Origin of the sequence: Streptomyces sp. PR69, from assembly GCF_026420845.1 — a bacterium.
Classification (GTDB): domain Bacteria; phylum Actinomycetota; class Actinomycetes; order Streptomycetales; family Streptomycetaceae; genus Streptomyces.
Genome location: NZ_JAOWCB010000002.1, coordinates 322,335 through 339,421, shown reverse-complemented (window position 1 = coordinate 339,421; position 17,087 = coordinate 322,335). Strand labels below are relative to the sequence as shown.

Genomic DNA, 17,087 nt, shown 5'->3' with positions numbered 1-17,087 from the left:
TTGAGAAAGAGCAGCATGTCGGTGCAGGAGCTGCCCGGCGCCACGGTCTACCGTCCCACGCCGCCCCCGGCGTGGCGGCCCCGCACGGACCCCGCTCCGCTGCTCCCGGACCCGGAGCCGTACCGGGTGCTGGGCACGAAGGCCGCCGGCGCCGCCGACCCCGAGCTGCTGCGCAGGCTCTACCGCGAGCTGGTGCGCGGCCGCCGGTACAACGCGCAGGCGACGGCGCTGACCAAGCAGGGCAGGCTGGCCGTCTACCCCTCCAGCACCGGCCAGGAGGCCTGCGAGGTGGCCGCCGCGCTGGCCCTCGAAGAGCGCGACTGGCTCTTTCCCAGCTACCGCGACACGCTCGCGGCCGTGGCCCGCGGCCTCGACCCGGTGGAGGCGCTCACGCTGCTGCGCGGCGACTGGCACACCGGCTACGACCCCCGCGAGCACCGCATAGCGCCGCTGTGCACCCCGCTCGCCACCCAGCTGCCGCACGCCGTGGGGCTGGCGCACGCGGCCCGCCTCAAGGGGGACGATGTGGTCGCCCTCGCCATGGTCGGCGATGGCGGCACCAGCGAGGGCGATTTCCACGAGGCGCTGAACTTCGCCGCCGTATGGCAGGCCCCGGTCGTCTTCCTGGTGCAGAACAACGGCTTCGCGATCTCGGTGCCGCTGGCCAAGCAGACCGCCGCGCCCTCGCTCGCCCACAAGGCCGTGGGCTACGGCATGCCCGGCCGCCTCGTCGACGGAAACGACGCGGCAGCGGTGCACGAGGTCCTCGCCGACGCCGTCGCCCGCGCCCGGCGCGGCGGCGGGCCGACGCTCATCGAGGCCGTGACCTACCGCATCGACGCCCATACGAACGCCGACGACGCCACGCGCTACCGGGGCGAGAGCGAGGTTGAGACCTGGCGGGCGCACGATCCGATCCGGCTGCTGGAGCGGGAGTTGACGGAGCGCGGACTGATCGACGAGGACGGCGTCAAAGCGGCGGCCGACGCCGCGGAGACGATGGCGGCCAAGCTGCGCGAGCGGATGAACGCCGACCCGGTGCTGGACCCGATGGATCTGTTCGAGCACGTCTACGCCGAGCAGACCGCCCAACTGCGCGAGCAGGCGGCCCAGCTGCGGGCGGAGCTCGACGCCGAAGGAGAGACCCGATGAGCACGGCCGCGGTGCAGCAGCCGGCCGGCGTCAAGCCGGCGACCATGGCGCAGGCCCTGCAGCGCGCCATGCGCGACGCGATGGCCGAGGACCCGGCAGTCCATGTGCTGGGCGAGGACGTCGGCACGCTCGGCGGGGTCTTCCGGGTCACGGACGGTCTCGCCGCGGAGTTCGGCGACGACCGCTGCACGGACACGCCGCTCGCGGAGGCGGGCATCCTCGGCACAGCCGTGGGAATGGCGATGTACGGGCTGCGGCCGGTGGTGGAGATGCAGTTCGACGCCTTCGCCTATCCGGCGTTTGAGCAGCTGATCAGCCATGTGTCGCGGATGCGCAACCGCACCCGCGGCGGGATGCCGCTGCCGATCACGGTGCGCGTTCCGTACGGCGGCGGGATCGGCGGAGTCGAGCACCACAGCGACTCGTCGGAGGCGTACTACATGGCGACTCCGGGGCTCCACGTCGTCACGCCCGCGACCGTCGAGGACGCCTACGGGCTGCTGCGCGAGGCCATCGCCTCGGACGACCCGGTCGTCTTCCTGGAGCCCAAGCGGCTGTACTGGTCCAAGGCCCCGTGGGCGCCCGACGCCCCGGCGGCGGTCGAGCCGATAGGGCGCGCCGCGGTCCGGCGCACCGGCCGCAGCGCCACGCTCATCACCTACGGCCCCTCCGTGCCGGTCTGCATGGAGGCCGCCGAGGCCGCCACCGCCGAGGGCTGGGACCTCGAGGTCGTCGATCTGCGCTCGCTCGTCCCCTTCGACGACGAGACGGTGTGCGCATCCGTGCGGCGCACCGGGCGCGCCGTGGTGGTGCACGAGTCCACCGGCTTCGGCGGGCCGGGCGGGGAGATCGCCGCCCGGGTGACCGAGCGCTGCTTCCACCATCTGGAGGCCCCGGTGCTGCGCGTGGCCGGCTTCGACATCCCGTATCCGCCGCCGATGCTGGAGCGGCACCATCTGCCCGGGGTGGACCGGGTTCTGGACGCGGTCGCCCGGCTGCAGTGGGAGGCGGACAGCTGATGGCCCAGGTGCTCGAATTCAAGCTCCCCGACCTCGGGGAGGGCCTTACGGAGGCGGAGATCGTCCGCTGGCTGGTGTCCGTGGGCGACGTCGTGGCGATCGACCAGCCGGTCGTCGAGGTCGAGACGGCCAAGGCGATGGTGGAGGTGCCGTGTCCGTACGGGGGCGTGGTCACCGCGCGCTTCGGCGAGGAGGGGACCGAACTGCCCGTCGGCGCACCGCTGCTGACGGTGGCGGTCGGCGCGGGTGACGGCGCCGAAGGCGGCTCCGGCGCCGGCTCCGACGCGGTCCCGCGGGCAGACGGCGGACCGGTGGAAGCCGGGCAGGCCGGGGCTCCCGACGCCTCCGGCGAGTCCTCGGGCAATGTGCTCGTCGGCTATGGCACGGGCGCGCCCGCGGCCCGCCGCCGGCGTATCCGGCCGGCACATCCGGGAGCCGCCCCGGGACGACCGGCGAACGTCCCGGACGCGGGCGGCGCAGGCCCGGGCGGCGTCGCCCAGTCCGCCGCTTCGGCGCACGCCCCGGCGAGGCCCGCGGCGCGCGGCGCTCAGGCGGCCGGTATGGACGCTCCCCGGCCGACGGCTGGCGGACGCAGGGCGGCGACGGACGCTGTGGCGTCGCAGGGCGGCCGGGACGTGCCCGGCGGGGACGTGAGCCGGGGCGCGGCCGGGACAGCGAAGGCAGGGGCCCTCGCGGGGCCTGCCGCCGTCCAGACGTCCCCGAGCGGCGTGGCGGCTCCGCGGCGTGAGGCCGAGGGGCCTGTGCCCGTCATTTCGCCGCTGGTGCGCAGGCTCGCCCGCGAGAACGGGCTGGATCTGCGGCAGCTGACCGGATCCGGGCCCGATGGACTGATCCTGCGGGCGGACGTCGAGAGCGCACTGCGGGCCGCCCGGAGCGCACCCGAGCCGGCTGGGACCGCCGCCGGAACCGCAGCCGCCGGGACCGCCGCCGCCGTCGCCAGGGGCGTGGGCATCGAGCGCATACCGCTGCGCGGGGTGCGCGGAGCCGTGGCGGACAAGCTGTCGCGGAGCAGACAGGAGATCCCCGACGCCACCTGCTGGGTCGACGCGGACGCCACGGAGCTGATGGCCGCGCGGGCCGCGATGAACAGCGCAGGCGGACCGAAGATCTCGGTCCTCGCCCTGCTCGCCCGGATCTGCACGGCGGCGCTCGCCCGCTACCCCGAGCTGAACTCCACCGTCGACCTCCAGGCGCGGGAGATCGTGCGGCTGCCCGAGGTGCACCTCGGATTCGCGGCGCAGACCGAGCGCGGCCTTGTCGTCCCCGTCGTCAAGGACGCGCACGACCGCTCGGCCGAATCGCTGACCGGGGAGTTCGCCCGGCTGACGGAGGCGGCCCGCGAGGGCAGGCTGACCCCGGCGGATCTCACGGGCGGCACGTTCACGCTGAACAACTACGGGGTGTTCGGGGTCGACGGCTCCACGCCGATCATCAACCACCCCGAGGCGGCGATGCTCGGAGTCGGCCGGATCGTGCCCAAGCCATGGGTGCACCGGGGCGAGCTGGCCGTCCGCCAGGTCGTCCAGCTGTCCCTGACCTTCGACCACCGCGTATGCGACGGCGGAACGGCCGGCGGTTTCCTGCGGTATGTGGCCGACTGCGTGGAACAGCCCTCCGTGCTGCTGCGCACGCTGTAGCTCACAGCCCGCCCGCGGGCTGTGAGAGATCCACAGGGGTCCACGGCCGGGCGTTCGGGGACCATACTTTCAGGGGTGAGCGTCAGCATCCCGCACCCCGTGTCCCCCGTGCTCCCCGCGTATGACGCCGTCGTCCTCGCCGGAGGCGCGGCCAGGCGGCTCGGCGGGGCGGACAAGCCGGCCGTGAGCGTGGGCGGGCGCGCCCTGCTTGACCGTGTGCTCGCCGCGTGCCGGGGAGCCGGGCGCACCGTCGTCGTCGGCGGGCGCAGGGCCACGGCCCGCCCCGTGCTCTGGACGCGGGAGGAACCGCCCGGCGGGGGGCCGCTCGCCGCGCTCGACGCCGGGGTGCGGCAGACGGACGCCGCGACGGTGCTGGTGCTCTCCGCCGATCTGCCGTTCCTCGGGGCGGAAACGGTGCGGCGGCTGCTCGACGCACTGGAGTCGACCGGGCGAGAGGGGGCCCTCCTCACCGATCCCGCCGGCCGCGACCAGCCGCTGGCGGCCGTCTACCGCGCGGAGCCGCTCCGCCGGGAGATCGCACTGCTCGCCGCAGAACACGGGCATCTCGCCGGGCTCCCGCTGCGTCTGTTGACTCAGGAGCTTCAACTCGCCCGGATCGACGCCGAACCGTCCGCCTCCTTCGACTGCGACACCTGGGAGGACATTGCCGCAGCCCGGGCCCGCATCAGGGAGCATGGGAGCGTGCTGGACGAATGGATCACCGCTGTCAAGGACGAGCTGGGCGTCGAACTCGACGTCGACGTCAAGGCCCTGCTCGACCTCGCCCGTGACGCCGCGCACGGCGTCGCCCGCCCTGCCGCGCCCCTCACCACATTCCTGGTGGGATACGCGGCGGCCCAGGCAGGCGAGGGCGGTGCGGAGGCGGTCGCGGAGGCTGCGCGCAAGGCCGCCGCACTCGCCGCACGCTGGGCCGCGGAGACCGACGGGCCTGCCGGGGCCGCCGGGTCTGCTGGGTCTGCCGGGTCTGCTGGGACTGCTGGGACTGCTGGGACTGCTGGGACCGCGGAGGGTGCGGCAGGTGATGAGAGCGGGGCCGACGCAGGATGACCGGGCAGGATCACCAGGACGGCGCCAAGGCGGCGCATGGCGGGGACGCCGAGGCTCGCGACGTACGAGCCGAGGCCGCAGCCCCGGACGCGGCTGAAGACGCCCATGGCCCCGCTCAGGACGCCGGCCACGGCGTCACGCAGGACATCGACGGCGTCGACGACGCCCTCGCGCTCGTCGCCCGGAGCCCACGGCAGCCGGGCGGGCCGGGACACCCCGGACGGCCGGACCACGAGGGACACACAGGTCACGAGGCGCATACGGGCCACACAGGCCACGAGGAACGTACGGGCTGCACCAGTGACACGGCGCAGGGACAGGGGCGCGACCTCGCCGGAGGCGATCCCCGCGGCTCCTCCGGGCACCGGGCTGCCGCATGGCCCGACGCCCGTGCCCTCGCCGCCCGGCTCGGGCGCGCCGCCCCGCCCCGCACCCGGCCGACGCCCCTGGACGACGCCCTCGGGCAGGTGCTCGCCGAGCCGCTCCCCGCGCTCTGCGACCTGCCGTCGTTCGACACCTCCGCCATGGACGGATGGGCCGTCGCAGGACCGGGCCCATGGACCGTACGCGAGGGGGACTCGGTCCTCGCGGGCCATGACACGGACCGTGCGGCCGCACTGCCCGACGGCTGCGCCGTGCGCATCGCCACCGGGGCACGCATCCCCCACGACGCCACTGCCGTGATCCGCAGTGAGCACGCCCGCGTCGACCCCGGCAAGCGGCAGCTGCACGCCCTGCGCCGGGTGGTTCCCGGGCAGGACATCCGGCCGCGCGGCCAGGAGTGCCGCATCGGGGACCAGCTTCTGCCGGCCGGCGCCGCCGTCACCCCCGCCGTACTGGGGCTGGCCGCCGCCGCGGGGTACGACACGCTGCCCCTTGTGCCCCGGCCCCGTGTCGAGGTGCTCGTCCTCGGCGATGAGCTGCTCAGCGCCGGGCTCCCCCATGAGGGGCTGATCCGCGATGCGCTGGGGCCCATGCTCGGCCCCTGGCTGCGCACCCTGGGCGCGGAGGTGACCGCGGCCCGCCGCCTCGGCGATGACGCGGAGGCTCTCTACGAGGCGGTCACCGGCTCCGCGGCGGATCTGGTGCTCACCACGGGCGGCACCGCGGCAGGACCCGTCGACCATGTCCACCCCGTCCTGCGGAAGGCTGGGGCGGAACTGCTGGTGGACTCCGTCGCCGTGCGCCCCGGGCACCCCATGCTGCTGGCCCGTCTCGCCGCGCCCGGCGCGGACGCGGGGCGGGCCCGCTATCTGGTGGGGCTGCCGGGGAACCCGCTGGCCGCCGTCTCCGGGCTGCTGACGCTCGCCGAACCGCTGCTGCGGGGGCTGGCCGGCCGCCCCGCCCCCCTCCCGTATCGTGCTCCCGTCCGTGACGAGGTGCATGGACATCCGTACGACACCCGGCTGGTGCCCGTCGTCCACCGGAACGACCGGCTGGTGCCGTTGCACTACAACGGGCCTGCCATGCTGCGGGGCATCGCGGGTGCGGACGGGCTGGCCGTGATCCGGCCGGGCGGTGCGCGCCCGGGAGACATGCTGGAGGTCCTCGACCTGCCCTGGACGGCCGGGACCGGCGAAGGAGGGTGTTTCACGTGAAACTTCCCGGTCAGGACGCCATGGCCCGCCAGGCGGAAGAGCGTCTGATCACCAGCCGGGTGAAACTCCCCCGCCGGGTTGTCGAGCGGCCGCTTCGGCAGGTCGCCAAGCGGCTGCTGATGGCTCTCGGCGTTCTGATGCTGACGGTGCTGATCACCTGGTTCGACCGGGAGGGCTACAACGACACCGCAGACGGCAACGTCGACTTTCTCGACTGCGTCTACTACGCGACGGTCACGCTCTCCACCACCGGCTACGGGGACATCGCGCCCGTCAGCGAAGCAGCGAGGCTCACCAATGTGCTGTTGGTGACCCCGCTGCGCGTGCTTTTTCTGATCATTCTGGTCGGCACCACGCTTGAGGTCCTCACCGAGCGGACCCGCGAGGAGTGGCGGCTGAACCGCTGGAGGCAGCGCTTGCGAGATCACACGGTGATCGTCGGATTCGGCACCAAGGGCCGTTCGGCGATCAGGACGTTGACGGCCACGGGGCTGAAGAAGGAACAGATCATCGTCGTCGACCCCAGCAGCAAGGTGATCGACACGGCGAACGCCGAAGGGTACGTCGGCATCATGGGGGATGCGACGCGCAGTGATGTGCTGCTGCGGGCCGAGGTGCAGAAGGCCCGTCAGATTGTGATCGCCACCCAGCGGGACGACACGGCGGTGCTGGTCACCCTGACGGCGCGCCAGCTCAACCGCGGGGCGAAGATCGTCGCAGCCGTGCGGGAGGAGGAGAACGCGCCGCTGCTGCGCCAGTCCGGGGCGGACGCGGTCATCACCAGCGCGAGCGCGGCGGGCCGACTGCTGGGCCTGTCGGTGCTGAGCCCCAGCGCGGGCACGCTGATGGAGGATCTGATCCAGCAGGGCAGCGGGCTCGACCTTGTGGAGCGGCCGGTGATAAAGGCCGAAGTCGGCCGCAGCGTACGGGAGACGGACGATCTGGTGGTGAGTGTGCTCAGAGGCCACCGGCTGCTGGGCTATGACGATCCGGCGGCCAGTCCGCTGCAGCTGACGGACCGGCTGATCACGATTGTGCGCGCCGCGAACGACACGACCGTGGAGTCGCCGGAGTAGCCTCGCCGGCATGCATGCGATCACGATTCCCCAACCCGGCGGTCCCGAGGCGCTGATCTGGGCGGAGGTGCCCGATCCGGCGCTCGGTGAGGGCGAGGTGCTTGTCGATGTCGTCGCGAGTGCGGTGAACCGGGCGGATCTGCTGCAACGGCAGGGGTACTACGACCCGCCGCCCGGGGCGTCCCCGTACCCCGGCCTTGAGTGTTCCGGCCGGATCGCGGCCGTGGGGCCCGGGGTGTCCGGATGGGCGGTCGGCGACGAGGTGTGCGCGCTGCTGGCGGGCGGTGGTTACGCGGAGAAGGTCGCCGTGCCGGCGGGGCAGCTGCTGCCGGTGCCGCAGGGCATGGACCTAGTGACGGCGGCGGCGCTGCCGGAGGTCACCGCGACGGTGTGGTCGAACGTGTTTATGATCGCGCATCTGCGGCCGGGTGAGACGCTGCTGGTGCACGGCGGTGCGAGCGGCATCGGAACGATGGCGGTCCAGCTCGCCAAGGCGGTGGGCGCGAGGGTTGCGGTGACGGCGGGCGGGCCCGAGAAGCTGGCGCGGTGCGCGGAGCTGGGCGCGGACATCCTGATCGACTACCGGGAGCAGGACTTCGTCGCGGAGATCCGCAAGGCGACGGACGGAGCCGGGGCGGATGTGATCCTCGACATCGTCGGGGCGAAGTATCTGGACCGCAATGTGAAGGCGCTCGCCGTCAACGGGCGGTTGGCGGTGATCGGCCTTCAGGGCGGAGTCAAGGGCGAGCTGAATCTGGCGGCGCTGCTGGGGAAGCGCGGGGCGATCACGGCGACGTCCCTGCGGGGGCGGCCGCCGGGCGAGAAGGCGGCGATCGTGGCGGCGGTGCGGGAGCATGTGTGGCCGCTGATCGAGGCGGGGCGGGTGCGGGCGGTGGTGGATCGCACGGTGCGGTTGAGGGAGGCGGGGGAGGGGCATCGGGTGCTGGAGGCCGGGGTGCACGTGGGCAAGGTGCTGCTGGTGGCGGAGTAGGCGGGGGGCACCCGCCGCGCCCTGGGACCTTACCGGGGCGGGCCCCGCGCCCCGGGAGCGGGTTTTCCCACCCTCCCGCCCTTTCCCCCGAAGGGGGTTCTGGGGGCGTAGCCCCCAGTTACGGGAAGGGGGCGGGGCAGGGGAGAGACCACCGCCCGGGGAACACGCGGCCGCTTCGCCGCACGGTCGGGCGCGCGCCGCACGGTCAGGGGTGCCGCACGGACGGGGTGCCGCACGGTCAGGGGCAGTGGGGGGTTTCCCGTCCAAGGCGGAGGCGGCGAAGGGGCAAGGCAGGGGAAGCGGGCGGCCGGGAGGGGGCCGGTGGCCGCCCCTCCCGGCGCGGAGGTCAGAGGTACGGGCCCGAGCGGGCCGAGGTGTGGGGGTGGGGTTCGTCGTCCTCGTGGTGGACGCCCGGGGGGAGGGCGCGGCGCATCTGTTCGAGTTGGGCGCGGGCGGCCATCTGCTGGGCGAACAGCGTGGTCTGGATCCCGTGGAAGAGACCCTCCAGCCAGCCCACCAACTGGGCCTGCGCGATGCGCAGTTCCGCTTCGGTGGGGACCGAGTCCTCGGTGAAGGGAAGGGAGAGGCGTTCGAGCTCTTCGACCAGCTCGGGGGCGAGGCCGTCCTCCAGCTCCTTGATGGAGCTGGAATGGATCTCCTTCAGGCGGGCCCGGCTCGCTTCGTCCAGAGGGGCCGCGCGGACTTCCTCCAGCAGCTGCTTGATCATGCTGCCGATGCGCATGACCTTCGCGGGCTGTTCCACCATGTCCGTGACCGGGACCTCGCGGGACCCGTCGTCGGTGTCGCCGCCGCCCAGCGCCATGCCGTCCTGGCCTACTACCAGGACGTGCGGACTCTCCTGCGGCCGTTCATTCCTCGGCATCTCCATGCCGCCATTCTCTCGCACGGGCACGTCTGCACACGGTGTGCCCCCGGGGGAGAGTGATCCACCCTCCCCCGGAGCCCGGAGCCCGGAGCCCGGAGCCCGGAGCCCGGAGCCCGGAGCCCGGAGCCCGGAGCCCGGAGCCCGGAGCCCGAGGACACAGAACGCCGTCAGGCCGTCTCGCGGCGGGCCAGCGCGCCGCGCGAGCGGGTGACCAGCGCGGCCAGCAGGGCCGCGCCCACCGGGACCGCGACCAGCAGCGCCGCCAGCGTCGGCCAGGGGATGACGACCGGCACATAGGGCTCTGTGGCGAAACCGCCCCAGCCGTTGTCCAGCGCCTCCTGATGCCACTTGAGCTGCTCGCGCCGCTCGGTGAGCCGCAGCCCGATCGCCGGCAGCACACCGGCGGCCGATCCGAGCAGCACTCCCATCGCGGCCACCACGCCGCACTGGAAGCCGCTGAGCGTCCGCCGCACCCGTGGGGGCGCACCGACCGCGGCGAGCGTCTTCAGATCGGCTTCCGCGTCGGCCTGCGCAAGACCGGTCGCGATGCCCGCCGCGCCGATGGTGATCAGTCCGGCGAAGACGGTCAGCGCCAGCAGGATGATGCTGTTCTCGCTGGTGTAGCCCTCCTCGATATGGAGCGCCACTGACGATCCGGTCTTGTCGAGCTCGCCTTCCAGCCGCTGGCGCTGCTCGGTGTTCGGCAGTGTGTCGGTGGAGTAGTACGCACCCAGCGGAAGGGTGGACAGTCCGGCCGCCTTCGCCGCGGACGGCGGCACGATCACCGACAGGCCGTAGGCGTCGACGCCGTCCGCCGCCTGCTGGGCACGGAACGACTTGATCTCGCCCGGCGCCTCCTTGCCCTCTTCGAACGCCCTGTCCGCGGCCTCCGTGTCCGTGATCAACTTGATCCGGACCATGCCCGCCTTGTCGGCGTAGCGCTTGTCGAAGACCACGGGCTGTCCGCCGGCCAGCGCCTTCGCCGCCGCCGGGTCGTCGATCTCCAGCACCTTCAGCAGGGCGGCGTCGGCGACCACCACACCGTCGGGGACGTATCCGCCCCGTCCGCTCGACTGCTCGCAGCGCCAGTCCTCGGCGAGCTTGCGGCGCTCCGCCTTGCTGAACCGTTCCGCCGGATCGGCGTCCGGGTTCGCCGGATCGGTCGCCCACAGCGGACACTCGTTCTGCGGGGGTACGAGGACCTCATAGCGGCCGCAGCCCTCGGATCCGCCTTCCCACACCGAGCAGTTGGCGTTCCCGACCGAGATCCGGTCCATGTCCGCCCGTACGTCGACGGGCAGCAGCTTCTGCACCGTGGAGCGCACCCCGGGCACGTCCCGCGCCGAACCCGCCTCGTCCAGGATCACCGACACCGCGCCATGCGGCAGCTTCGCCTCATACTCGGCACGCTGCTGCGCGTCCCTGCTTGCCGCATAGGTGGCCACCGCGACCGTACCGGCGACGGCGGCCAGCACCGCCGCGACGGCAGGCGCCGTACGGCCCCGGTTGCGCACCGCGTCCCGCAGCGCCAGCCGCGGCGAGAGCGGCAGCAGCCGCCCGGCACGCCCGAACAGGCCCACCAGAGCGGGCGTCATGGCGACGACGCCCAGCTCGGCGAGGGCGCTGCCGCCCGCCACGATGGCGAACTGGTCGGAGAAGACCGAGCCGTAGAGCGCGATCGCCGCGCCCAGCAGCGTCGCCGCCAGACCGATCACCGGCAGCACCCGATTGCTCCGGCGCACGCCGCGGCGGCCGGTGAGCGAGGCGAGCACCGTCTGCCGGGACGAGGTGACAGCCGGCACGACCGCGGCCAGCAGGCCGGTGAGGACGGCCAGCAGGCCGATGCCCAGCAGTTCCAGCGGGCGGATGTCGAAGTGGCCGAAGCGCTGCCCGATGTACTCCTCCAGCACCGGACGCAGCGCATACGTCAGCGCCAGCCCGAGGACCGTGCCGACGACAGCCGCGGCGAAGCCGATGACCAGACCGCCGGACAGCACGATGGCCCGGATATGGCGGCGCTCACCGCCGTTGGCGCCCACCAGACCGAGCTGGCGGCGCGAGCGCCGTGCGCCGACCGCGAAGGCGGGACCGGCCAGCAGACAGATTTCCAGCATCGCCAGCCCGACGACCGTGCCGATCGCGGCGAGGGCGGTGGCCCTGGCGCCCGCGCTCATGCCGAAGCCGGTCTGGTCGTACTTCTGGTAGAACGGCACATCCGCCCTGGCCGGCGGGGCGAGGTCGACGGCCCGCGAATGGACCACCACGCCCTTGGCGTTGGTCTCCTTGACCATGTTCCACGTGAAACCACCCGGCAGGCTCACCAGATAGGTGGCGTCGCCCCCCGTGCCGGGCAGCCCGTCCGCCTTCAGCGCCTTGTCGAGCGGGGCAAGCATCGCGCCGGGAAGGGCGTTGACCTGGTCGGACTTCAGCGAGTCGGGGAGCTCATACGACCCGACGACCGTGTACTCGCGGTCAAATCCGCGTGCCTTCAGCGTCGAACCGACCTTCAGCCCGCTGGAAGCGAGGAAATGCGTGGTCGCCGCGACTTCGGTGTCGCCCGCCGGGAAGCGGCCGCTGATCAGGGTCAGCGTGCCCTTCGCCATCGGGTCGGCGGCCTTCAACTCCCGTATCTCGGTGTGCAGCAGACCGTGCTCGGTGTGCAGCTTCGCCGAACCGGTCACATCCTTCAGGGTCTTGGCGCCCGCAGGAACGGCCTTGGTGACATCGGTGCCGCCTTCCGGGTACGGCTTGTCCTCGAAGTCGTCTGCGGGCGCGTAGTTGTCCCCCTTCGGCGTCTGCAGGATGGGGGCGCCGCCGTATCCGGGGTCGGACAGCCGGGCGTCGGCCGCGCCCAGGGAGCGCTCCAGCTTCTGCTCCGTGGACAGTTCGGCGCTGCGCACCGTCAGATCGGCCGCGCTCACCCCGAGGATGGGCAGGGCGATCATCGCCAGGACGAGAAAGCTGCGTCCCTTGGAACGCCAGGCGTCGCGGCGGGCGATCCGGATCGCGGCGCGCCAGGAGTGGTACCAGGTGATCACAGTTCGGCCGCCTGGCCCGTCAGCAGAGAGTCCGCCTGGCTGCGTACGGTCTGGTCGACGACCGCGCCGTCGCGCAGGAAGACCACGCGGTCCGCCCAGGCCGCGAAGCGCGGCTCATGGGTGACGAGGATGCCGGCCGCGCCCGCGTCGCAGCGGGAGCGCAGCAGGGCGAGCACCGACTCCCCGGTCTCGGAGTCCAGGGCGCCGGTGGGCTCGTCGGCGAGGACGAGCCGGCGGTCGCCGACGAGGGCGCGGGCGATCGCCACCCGCTGCTGCTGGCCGCCGGACATCTCGTCCGGGAAGCGGTCGGCGAGATGCCCCAGCTCCATCTCCTCCAGCGCGGCGAGGGCCTCGCCGCGCGCCTTGCGGGCCGAGACGCCGTCGAGTTCGCGCGGCAGCGCGACGTTCTCGGCCGCGGTCAGGGCCGGTATCAGGTTGTAGTCCTGGAAGACATAGCCGATGCTGCGGCGGCGCAGCGCGGCGAGCGTCTTGCGGTCGGCGGCGGTGATGTCGGTGTCCTCGACGATGACGCGTCCGGACGTCGGGGTGTCGAGGCCGCCCGCGATCGTGAGCAGTGTGGACTTCCCGGAGCCCGACGGGCCCATGACCGCGACGAGTTCCCCGGGGAAGACGTCGAGGTCGACGCCGCGCAGGGCGTGCACCTCGGTGGCCCCGCTGCCGTGGACACGGCTCAGCTGCTGAAGCCGCAGCACAGGTCGCTGTTGCCCCTGTGACGTGTGGGGCGATTGTGTGGACATGGAGGGTCCCCCCTTGTGCGGTTGCGTATGGATGCACGGGGGCGTGCCCGGTCAGATGGCGCGCCCATGCATGAGCGGTGGTACGGAAGACGGTGGTACGGAAGACGGGGCCGGCCCCTGCTACGAGGAGCGGGCCGGATGCGCGGGGCTTACAGCGCCGGCGCCGGTGGTGCTGGTCGTGCTGGCGGCGCTGGTGGTGCTGGCGGCGCTGGTGGTGCTGCTCTGCCGGGGCTGCGATGCGCCGTGGGCGGGTGGTGTGCCGTGGGGAGGCGGTACGCCCGGCCCCGGCCCTGGCCCCGCCGCCGCGGAGAGCCGGATGAGCCGGGCCTCACAGTGATCGAGCCAGCGTGCCTCGGCCTCGGTCTGGAAGATCAGCTGCTCCAGCACCAGCAGCCATGCCACATCGTCCCGTTCCTTCGGGCCCTTGCCCTCGACGGCGGCCAGCGCCTGCGCCTTGAGCCGGGTGTAGTCCTGCATCGCCTTGACCGTGTGGCGGCGCTGGGACTGGATGACATCACGGATGTCCACCCCTGACGCGCCGACGGCCATGGCGAGCTTGATGGCCAGTTCGTCACGGGGCGGGCTGCTGCGGTCCACCGGCGTCTCGAACCAGCTCTTCAGCTCGCTGCACCCCGCGTCCGTGATCACGTAGAGCGCGTGTCCCGCGGAGTCCTCGCCGTCCTGGACGACCATGCCGTCGCGCTCCAGGCGGTTGAGGGTCGTATAGACCTGCCCGACGTTGAGCGGCCAGGTGGCGCCGGTGCGGGACTCGAACTCCGTACGGAGCTGAGAGCCGTACCGGGGGCCCCGTTCAAGCAGGGCGAGAAGACCGTGGCGGATCGACATACTGAGTATGTATACCGGGTATGCCGACGGGGGCCAACCGTCCTGAGACGGACTGTGCGGGTAGGCCCTGAGGCGGACGGACGGTCTCACGGCGGACGGCCGAGGCGGGGGCGGCCGCGCGGGGGGCGGCCTCGCGGCGTACGGCCGAAGCCGGGGCCGGATGTCAGCGGCCGCGGGTCAGCGGGCGGATGTCAGTGGCCGCGGGCCAGTGGGCGGCTGTCAGCGGCGGCGCAGCCGCAGACCCAGAAAGCCCAGCCCCAGCCCCATCAGCGTCATCCCGGCCCCCAGGGACAGCGGGGAGATCCGGTGCCGCTCGGCCTCGGCGAGAGGGCGGTCGTCCCGGTTGCGGGCGTCCGCCGATTCGGTGGTGCCCGCCCCCGGCGGAAGGGGGCCGACGGCGCTGCCCTCGCCGTCCGGAGTCGGGTGCGCATCGTCGCTGCCCGGCGTCTCTTCCTCCTCCCCCGGAGGGGGCTTGTGCCCATGCGGACGCCTGAAGTCCCCGGACGGCCGGGGGGCGGCGTCCGTCTCCCGGCCGTCCGGCCGCGTATCAGCCGTGGACGTGGCATCGCCCGACGCCGCGGGGGAGGCGGCGCTGGGAGAGCCGGAGGGGGCTGCGGTGCCGTCCGCGGCCCCGTCCGGCTCCGGGCTCACCGGTGCGGAGGCGCTCTGCTCGTCGGGCGGATGCGGGCTGCGGCTTCCCGGCCGCCGTCCAGGACGGGGGCGCCCCTCCCCCGCCGGCCGCCCCGCGAAGGACGAGGAGACGGTCGGCGCCGCGCCGTCGGGCGACTCGTCCGCGGCGGCGGCCGGGGTCTGGGTCGGGGCGGCCACGGCGGAGGGGGGCGTGGACTCGGCGGCGTACTCAGGCGGTGAGGCGGCAAGGGTCAGCGCCGCCGTGGCCGCGGCGGTGACCACGCACCGAATGCCGAGCCGCCTGCGTGTCACCGGGTGACCCTCCCGTGCCGAGCCGCCGAGTTCCGCTTGGTGAACTCAGCGTCACATGACGTGACACATCCGGCATCTCGGGCACGGCGTCCATGTCTGGCGAGGGCTCAGCTAGACGAGTGGGCGAGGCGGTGAGGGGACGAGGCGGTGAGGGGACGAGAAGCAAGGGGGTCAGTCGGGCGGATTGCCCGTGGAGACCTCAAGGGTGAAGGTCGCGTTGTCCTCGGAGATGTCGGTGTCGGCCAGCGGGAACTGGGAGATCACGATGTCCTCGCCCCACTGGGCGTTGTCGACGCGCCTCTCGTTGATCTTCCAGCCCTGGGTCTGGGCGCACTCCTTGACCGAGAGGATGTCCTTGTAGACAAAGTCGGGCGCCTGCACCTTCGAGGGGTCGTACGAGCTCTCCCGCGCGTCCGAGCAAGCGGTCTTCTTGATCGTCCGGTGTCGCTCCGGGCCCTTGTACCCGGCCTTCGCCGACTCGCTGGCGCTCGCCTCGCCGCCGGCCCCGCCCCCGCCGCCCGGGTTGTCGTCCTTGTTGAGCGCGACCGCTGTGATCACACCGCCGACCGCGAGCGCCGCCACGGCGATCGCCCCCACGATGAGCGGCATGTTCCGCCGCCCGCCGCCGTTGCCGCCGCCCGCGGGGGACGGCTGGGGCGAGATCGTGTACGGGGGCGGGGTCGCCGCGCCGTGCTGCTGCTGGTAGCCCGGGGCAGGCGCGGGTACGGGTGCGGGCGCGGCGTTCTGCGGATAGCCGTAGTGCGGCTGGGCATGCGGCTGCGGCTGGGTGTGCGGCTGCTGGGGCGCGGGGGTCCCGTAGGGGCCCTGCGGGGCCGGTCCCGGCTGGTAGGGCGTCTGCACGCTCTGTGGGCCGGGCGGCGGGGCCGACTGGTCCAGCGGCGGGAACACGGCGGAGCCGACCCCGGCGCCGCTGCTGACCGGGCCGCCCGCGACGATCGCCGGCGCGCCGGTCTGCCCGGCGCTCGCGACCCGGGCGCATTCGTCGCGCATCGCCTCGGCGCTGGGGAAGCGCTCGTTCGGGTTCTTTTTGAGCGCCCGCGCCACCAGTGCGTCCATCGCGGGTGTGAGGGAGCGGTTGATGCTGGACGGAGCGACCGGCTCCTCCTGCACATGCGCATACGCGATCGCCAGCGGCGAGTCCGCGTCGAAGGGCAGCCGCCCGGTCAGCAGCTGGAAGAGCATGATGCCGACCGAGTACAGATCGGAGCGGGCGTCGACGCCGCGGCCCAGGGCCTGCTCGGGAGACAGATACTGCGGCGTGCCGACGACCATGCCGGTCTGCGTCATCGACGTGACGCCGGACTGCATGGCGCGGGCGATGCCAAAGTCCATCACCTTGACCACGCCGCGCTTGGTCATCATCACATTGCCGGGCTTGATGTCCCGGTGGACCAGGCCCATTTCATGGCTGGTCTCCAGCGCGGCCAGCACATCGGAGGTCACCTTCAGGGCCTTGTCGGCCGGCATCGCGCCGTACTGCCGGATGTCGTCCTGGAGCACGGAGCCGAGGGGCTTGCCCTCCACGTACTCCATGACGATGTACGGCATCAGCGCGCCGTCCAGCGTGTCCTCGCCGGTGTCGAAGACGGACACGATGTTGGTGTGCGACAGCTTGGCCACGGCCTGCGCCTCGCGGCGGAAGCGCTCGCGGAACGACTGCTCGCGCCCCAGCTCCGTATGGAGCGTCTTGATGGCGACCTGCCGGTCCAGGGCGGAGTCATAGGCGAGGTACACGGACGCCATGCCGCCCTCGCCGAGGAGATCGCGCAGCTGATAGCGGCCGCCCGCGACGGAACCGCCCGCATGGCGGCCCTGTGCGCCGTCCTGGCTCATGACTTGCTTCCCCCTAGGGCCCGCCGTGCCGGGGCGCGGCGACCGCGATGATGTACGGGGCCAGTCTGCCCGAGGGGTCCGACACGTCAAGCCGGACGCCCGTTCCGTGACCGTACGCACAAGAAGCGTCTCGGAAGCGTTACAGGAACCGCATGGTTTCGCGTTATCGGGCATGTGCGGATCGTCTGGAATCCGCATCGT

The 17,087-nt window shown here is 73.0% G+C and carries 13 protein-coding genes; 7 read left to right on the top strand and 6 right to left on the bottom strand.

Annotated elements, in window-relative coordinates:
- Positions 1-15 precede the first annotated feature (15 nt).
- From pdhA to OF819_RS03250, 7 genes are all read left to right on the top strand, one after another.
- On the top strand, positions 16-1,152 hold the full coding sequence (gene pdhA, locus OF819_RS03280; RefSeq protein ID WP_267241801.1) for a pyruvate dehydrogenase (acetyl-transferring) E1 component subunit alpha: 1,137 nt from the start codon (positions 16-18) through the stop codon (positions 1,150-1,152).
- Positions 1,149-2,171 carry an alpha-ketoacid dehydrogenase subunit beta gene (locus OF819_RS03275; protein ID WP_267241755.1) on the top strand — a complete coding sequence of 341 codons (1,023 nt, stop codon included), beginning with the start codon at positions 1,149-1,151 and terminating at the stop codon, positions 2,169-2,171. The genes pdhA and OF819_RS03275 overlap by 4 nt, the downstream gene beginning before the upstream one ends.
- The gene (locus OF819_RS03270; protein ID WP_267241754.1) at positions 2,171-3,829 is read left to right on the top strand and encodes a dihydrolipoamide acetyltransferase family protein; all 1,659 of its coding nucleotides are present in this window, start codon (positions 2,171-2,173) and stop codon (positions 3,827-3,829) included. Before OF819_RS03275 ends, OF819_RS03270 begins: the two co-directional genes overlap by 1 nt.
- Before the next feature lie 75 nt (positions 3,830-3,904).
- A complete protein-coding gene (locus OF819_RS03265) occupies positions 3,905-4,897 on the top strand; it encodes an NTP transferase domain-containing protein (protein ID WP_267241753.1) in 993 nt (330 codons plus the stop codon).
- The gene (locus OF819_RS03260; protein WP_267241752.1) at positions 4,894-6,495 is read left to right on the top strand and encodes a molybdopterin molybdotransferase MoeA; all 1,602 of its coding nucleotides are present in this window, start codon (positions 4,894-4,896) and stop codon (positions 6,493-6,495) included. The genes OF819_RS03265 and OF819_RS03260 overlap by 4 nt, the downstream gene beginning before the upstream one ends.
- Entirely contained in the window at positions 6,492-7,571 is a 1,080-nt protein-coding gene (locus OF819_RS03255; RefSeq protein WP_416370463.1) for a potassium channel family protein, read from the top strand. Before OF819_RS03260 ends, OF819_RS03255 begins: the two co-directional genes overlap by 4 nt.
- A gap of 10 nt (positions 7,572-7,581) precedes the next feature.
- Positions 7,582-8,562, top strand: a complete 981-nt coding sequence (locus OF819_RS03250) for an NAD(P)H-quinone oxidoreductase (RefSeq protein WP_267241751.1) — start codon at positions 7,582-7,584, stop codon at positions 8,560-8,562.
- Positions 8,563-8,908: 346 nt separating this feature from the next.
- Here the strand turns inward: OF819_RS03250 and OF819_RS03245 are convergent, their stop codons facing one another.
- The 6 genes from OF819_RS03245 to OF819_RS03220 all read right to left on the bottom strand — a co-directional run bounded on the left by OF819_RS03245 (position 8,909) and on the right by OF819_RS03220 (position 16,886).
- The gene (locus OF819_RS03245) at positions 8,909-9,451 is read right to left on the bottom strand and encodes a bacterial proteasome activator family protein (RefSeq protein WP_323748889.1); all 543 of its coding nucleotides are present in this window, start codon (positions 9,449-9,451) and stop codon (positions 8,909-8,911) included.
- A 164-nt stretch (positions 9,452-9,615) separates the two neighbouring features.
- Positions 9,616-12,486: an ABC transporter permease gene (locus OF819_RS03240; RefSeq protein ID WP_267241750.1), complete on the bottom strand. Its 2,871-nt coding sequence runs from the start codon at positions 12,484-12,486 to the stop codon at positions 9,616-9,618.
- On the bottom strand, positions 12,483-13,244 hold the full coding sequence (locus OF819_RS03235; protein WP_267241749.1) for an ABC transporter ATP-binding protein: 762 nt from the start codon (positions 13,242-13,244) through the stop codon (positions 12,483-12,485). The genes OF819_RS03240 and OF819_RS03235 overlap by 4 nt, the downstream gene beginning before the upstream one ends.
- A gap of 120 nt (positions 13,245-13,364) precedes the next feature.
- Positions 13,365-14,090 carry a PadR family transcriptional regulator gene (locus OF819_RS03230; RefSeq protein WP_267241748.1) on the bottom strand — a complete coding sequence of 242 codons (726 nt, stop codon included), beginning with the start codon at positions 14,088-14,090 and terminating at the stop codon, positions 13,365-13,367.
- 219 nt (positions 14,091-14,309) lie between these two features.
- On the bottom strand, positions 14,310-15,032 hold the full coding sequence (locus tag OF819_RS03225; RefSeq protein WP_267241747.1) for a hypothetical protein: 723 nt from the start codon (positions 15,030-15,032) through the stop codon (positions 14,310-14,312).
- A gap of 171 nt (positions 15,033-15,203) precedes the next feature.
- A complete protein-coding gene (locus OF819_RS03220) occupies positions 15,204-16,886 on the bottom strand; it encodes a protein kinase domain-containing protein (RefSeq protein ID WP_267241746.1) in 1,683 nt (560 codons plus the stop codon).
- Positions 16,887-17,087: the final 201 nt, after the last annotated feature.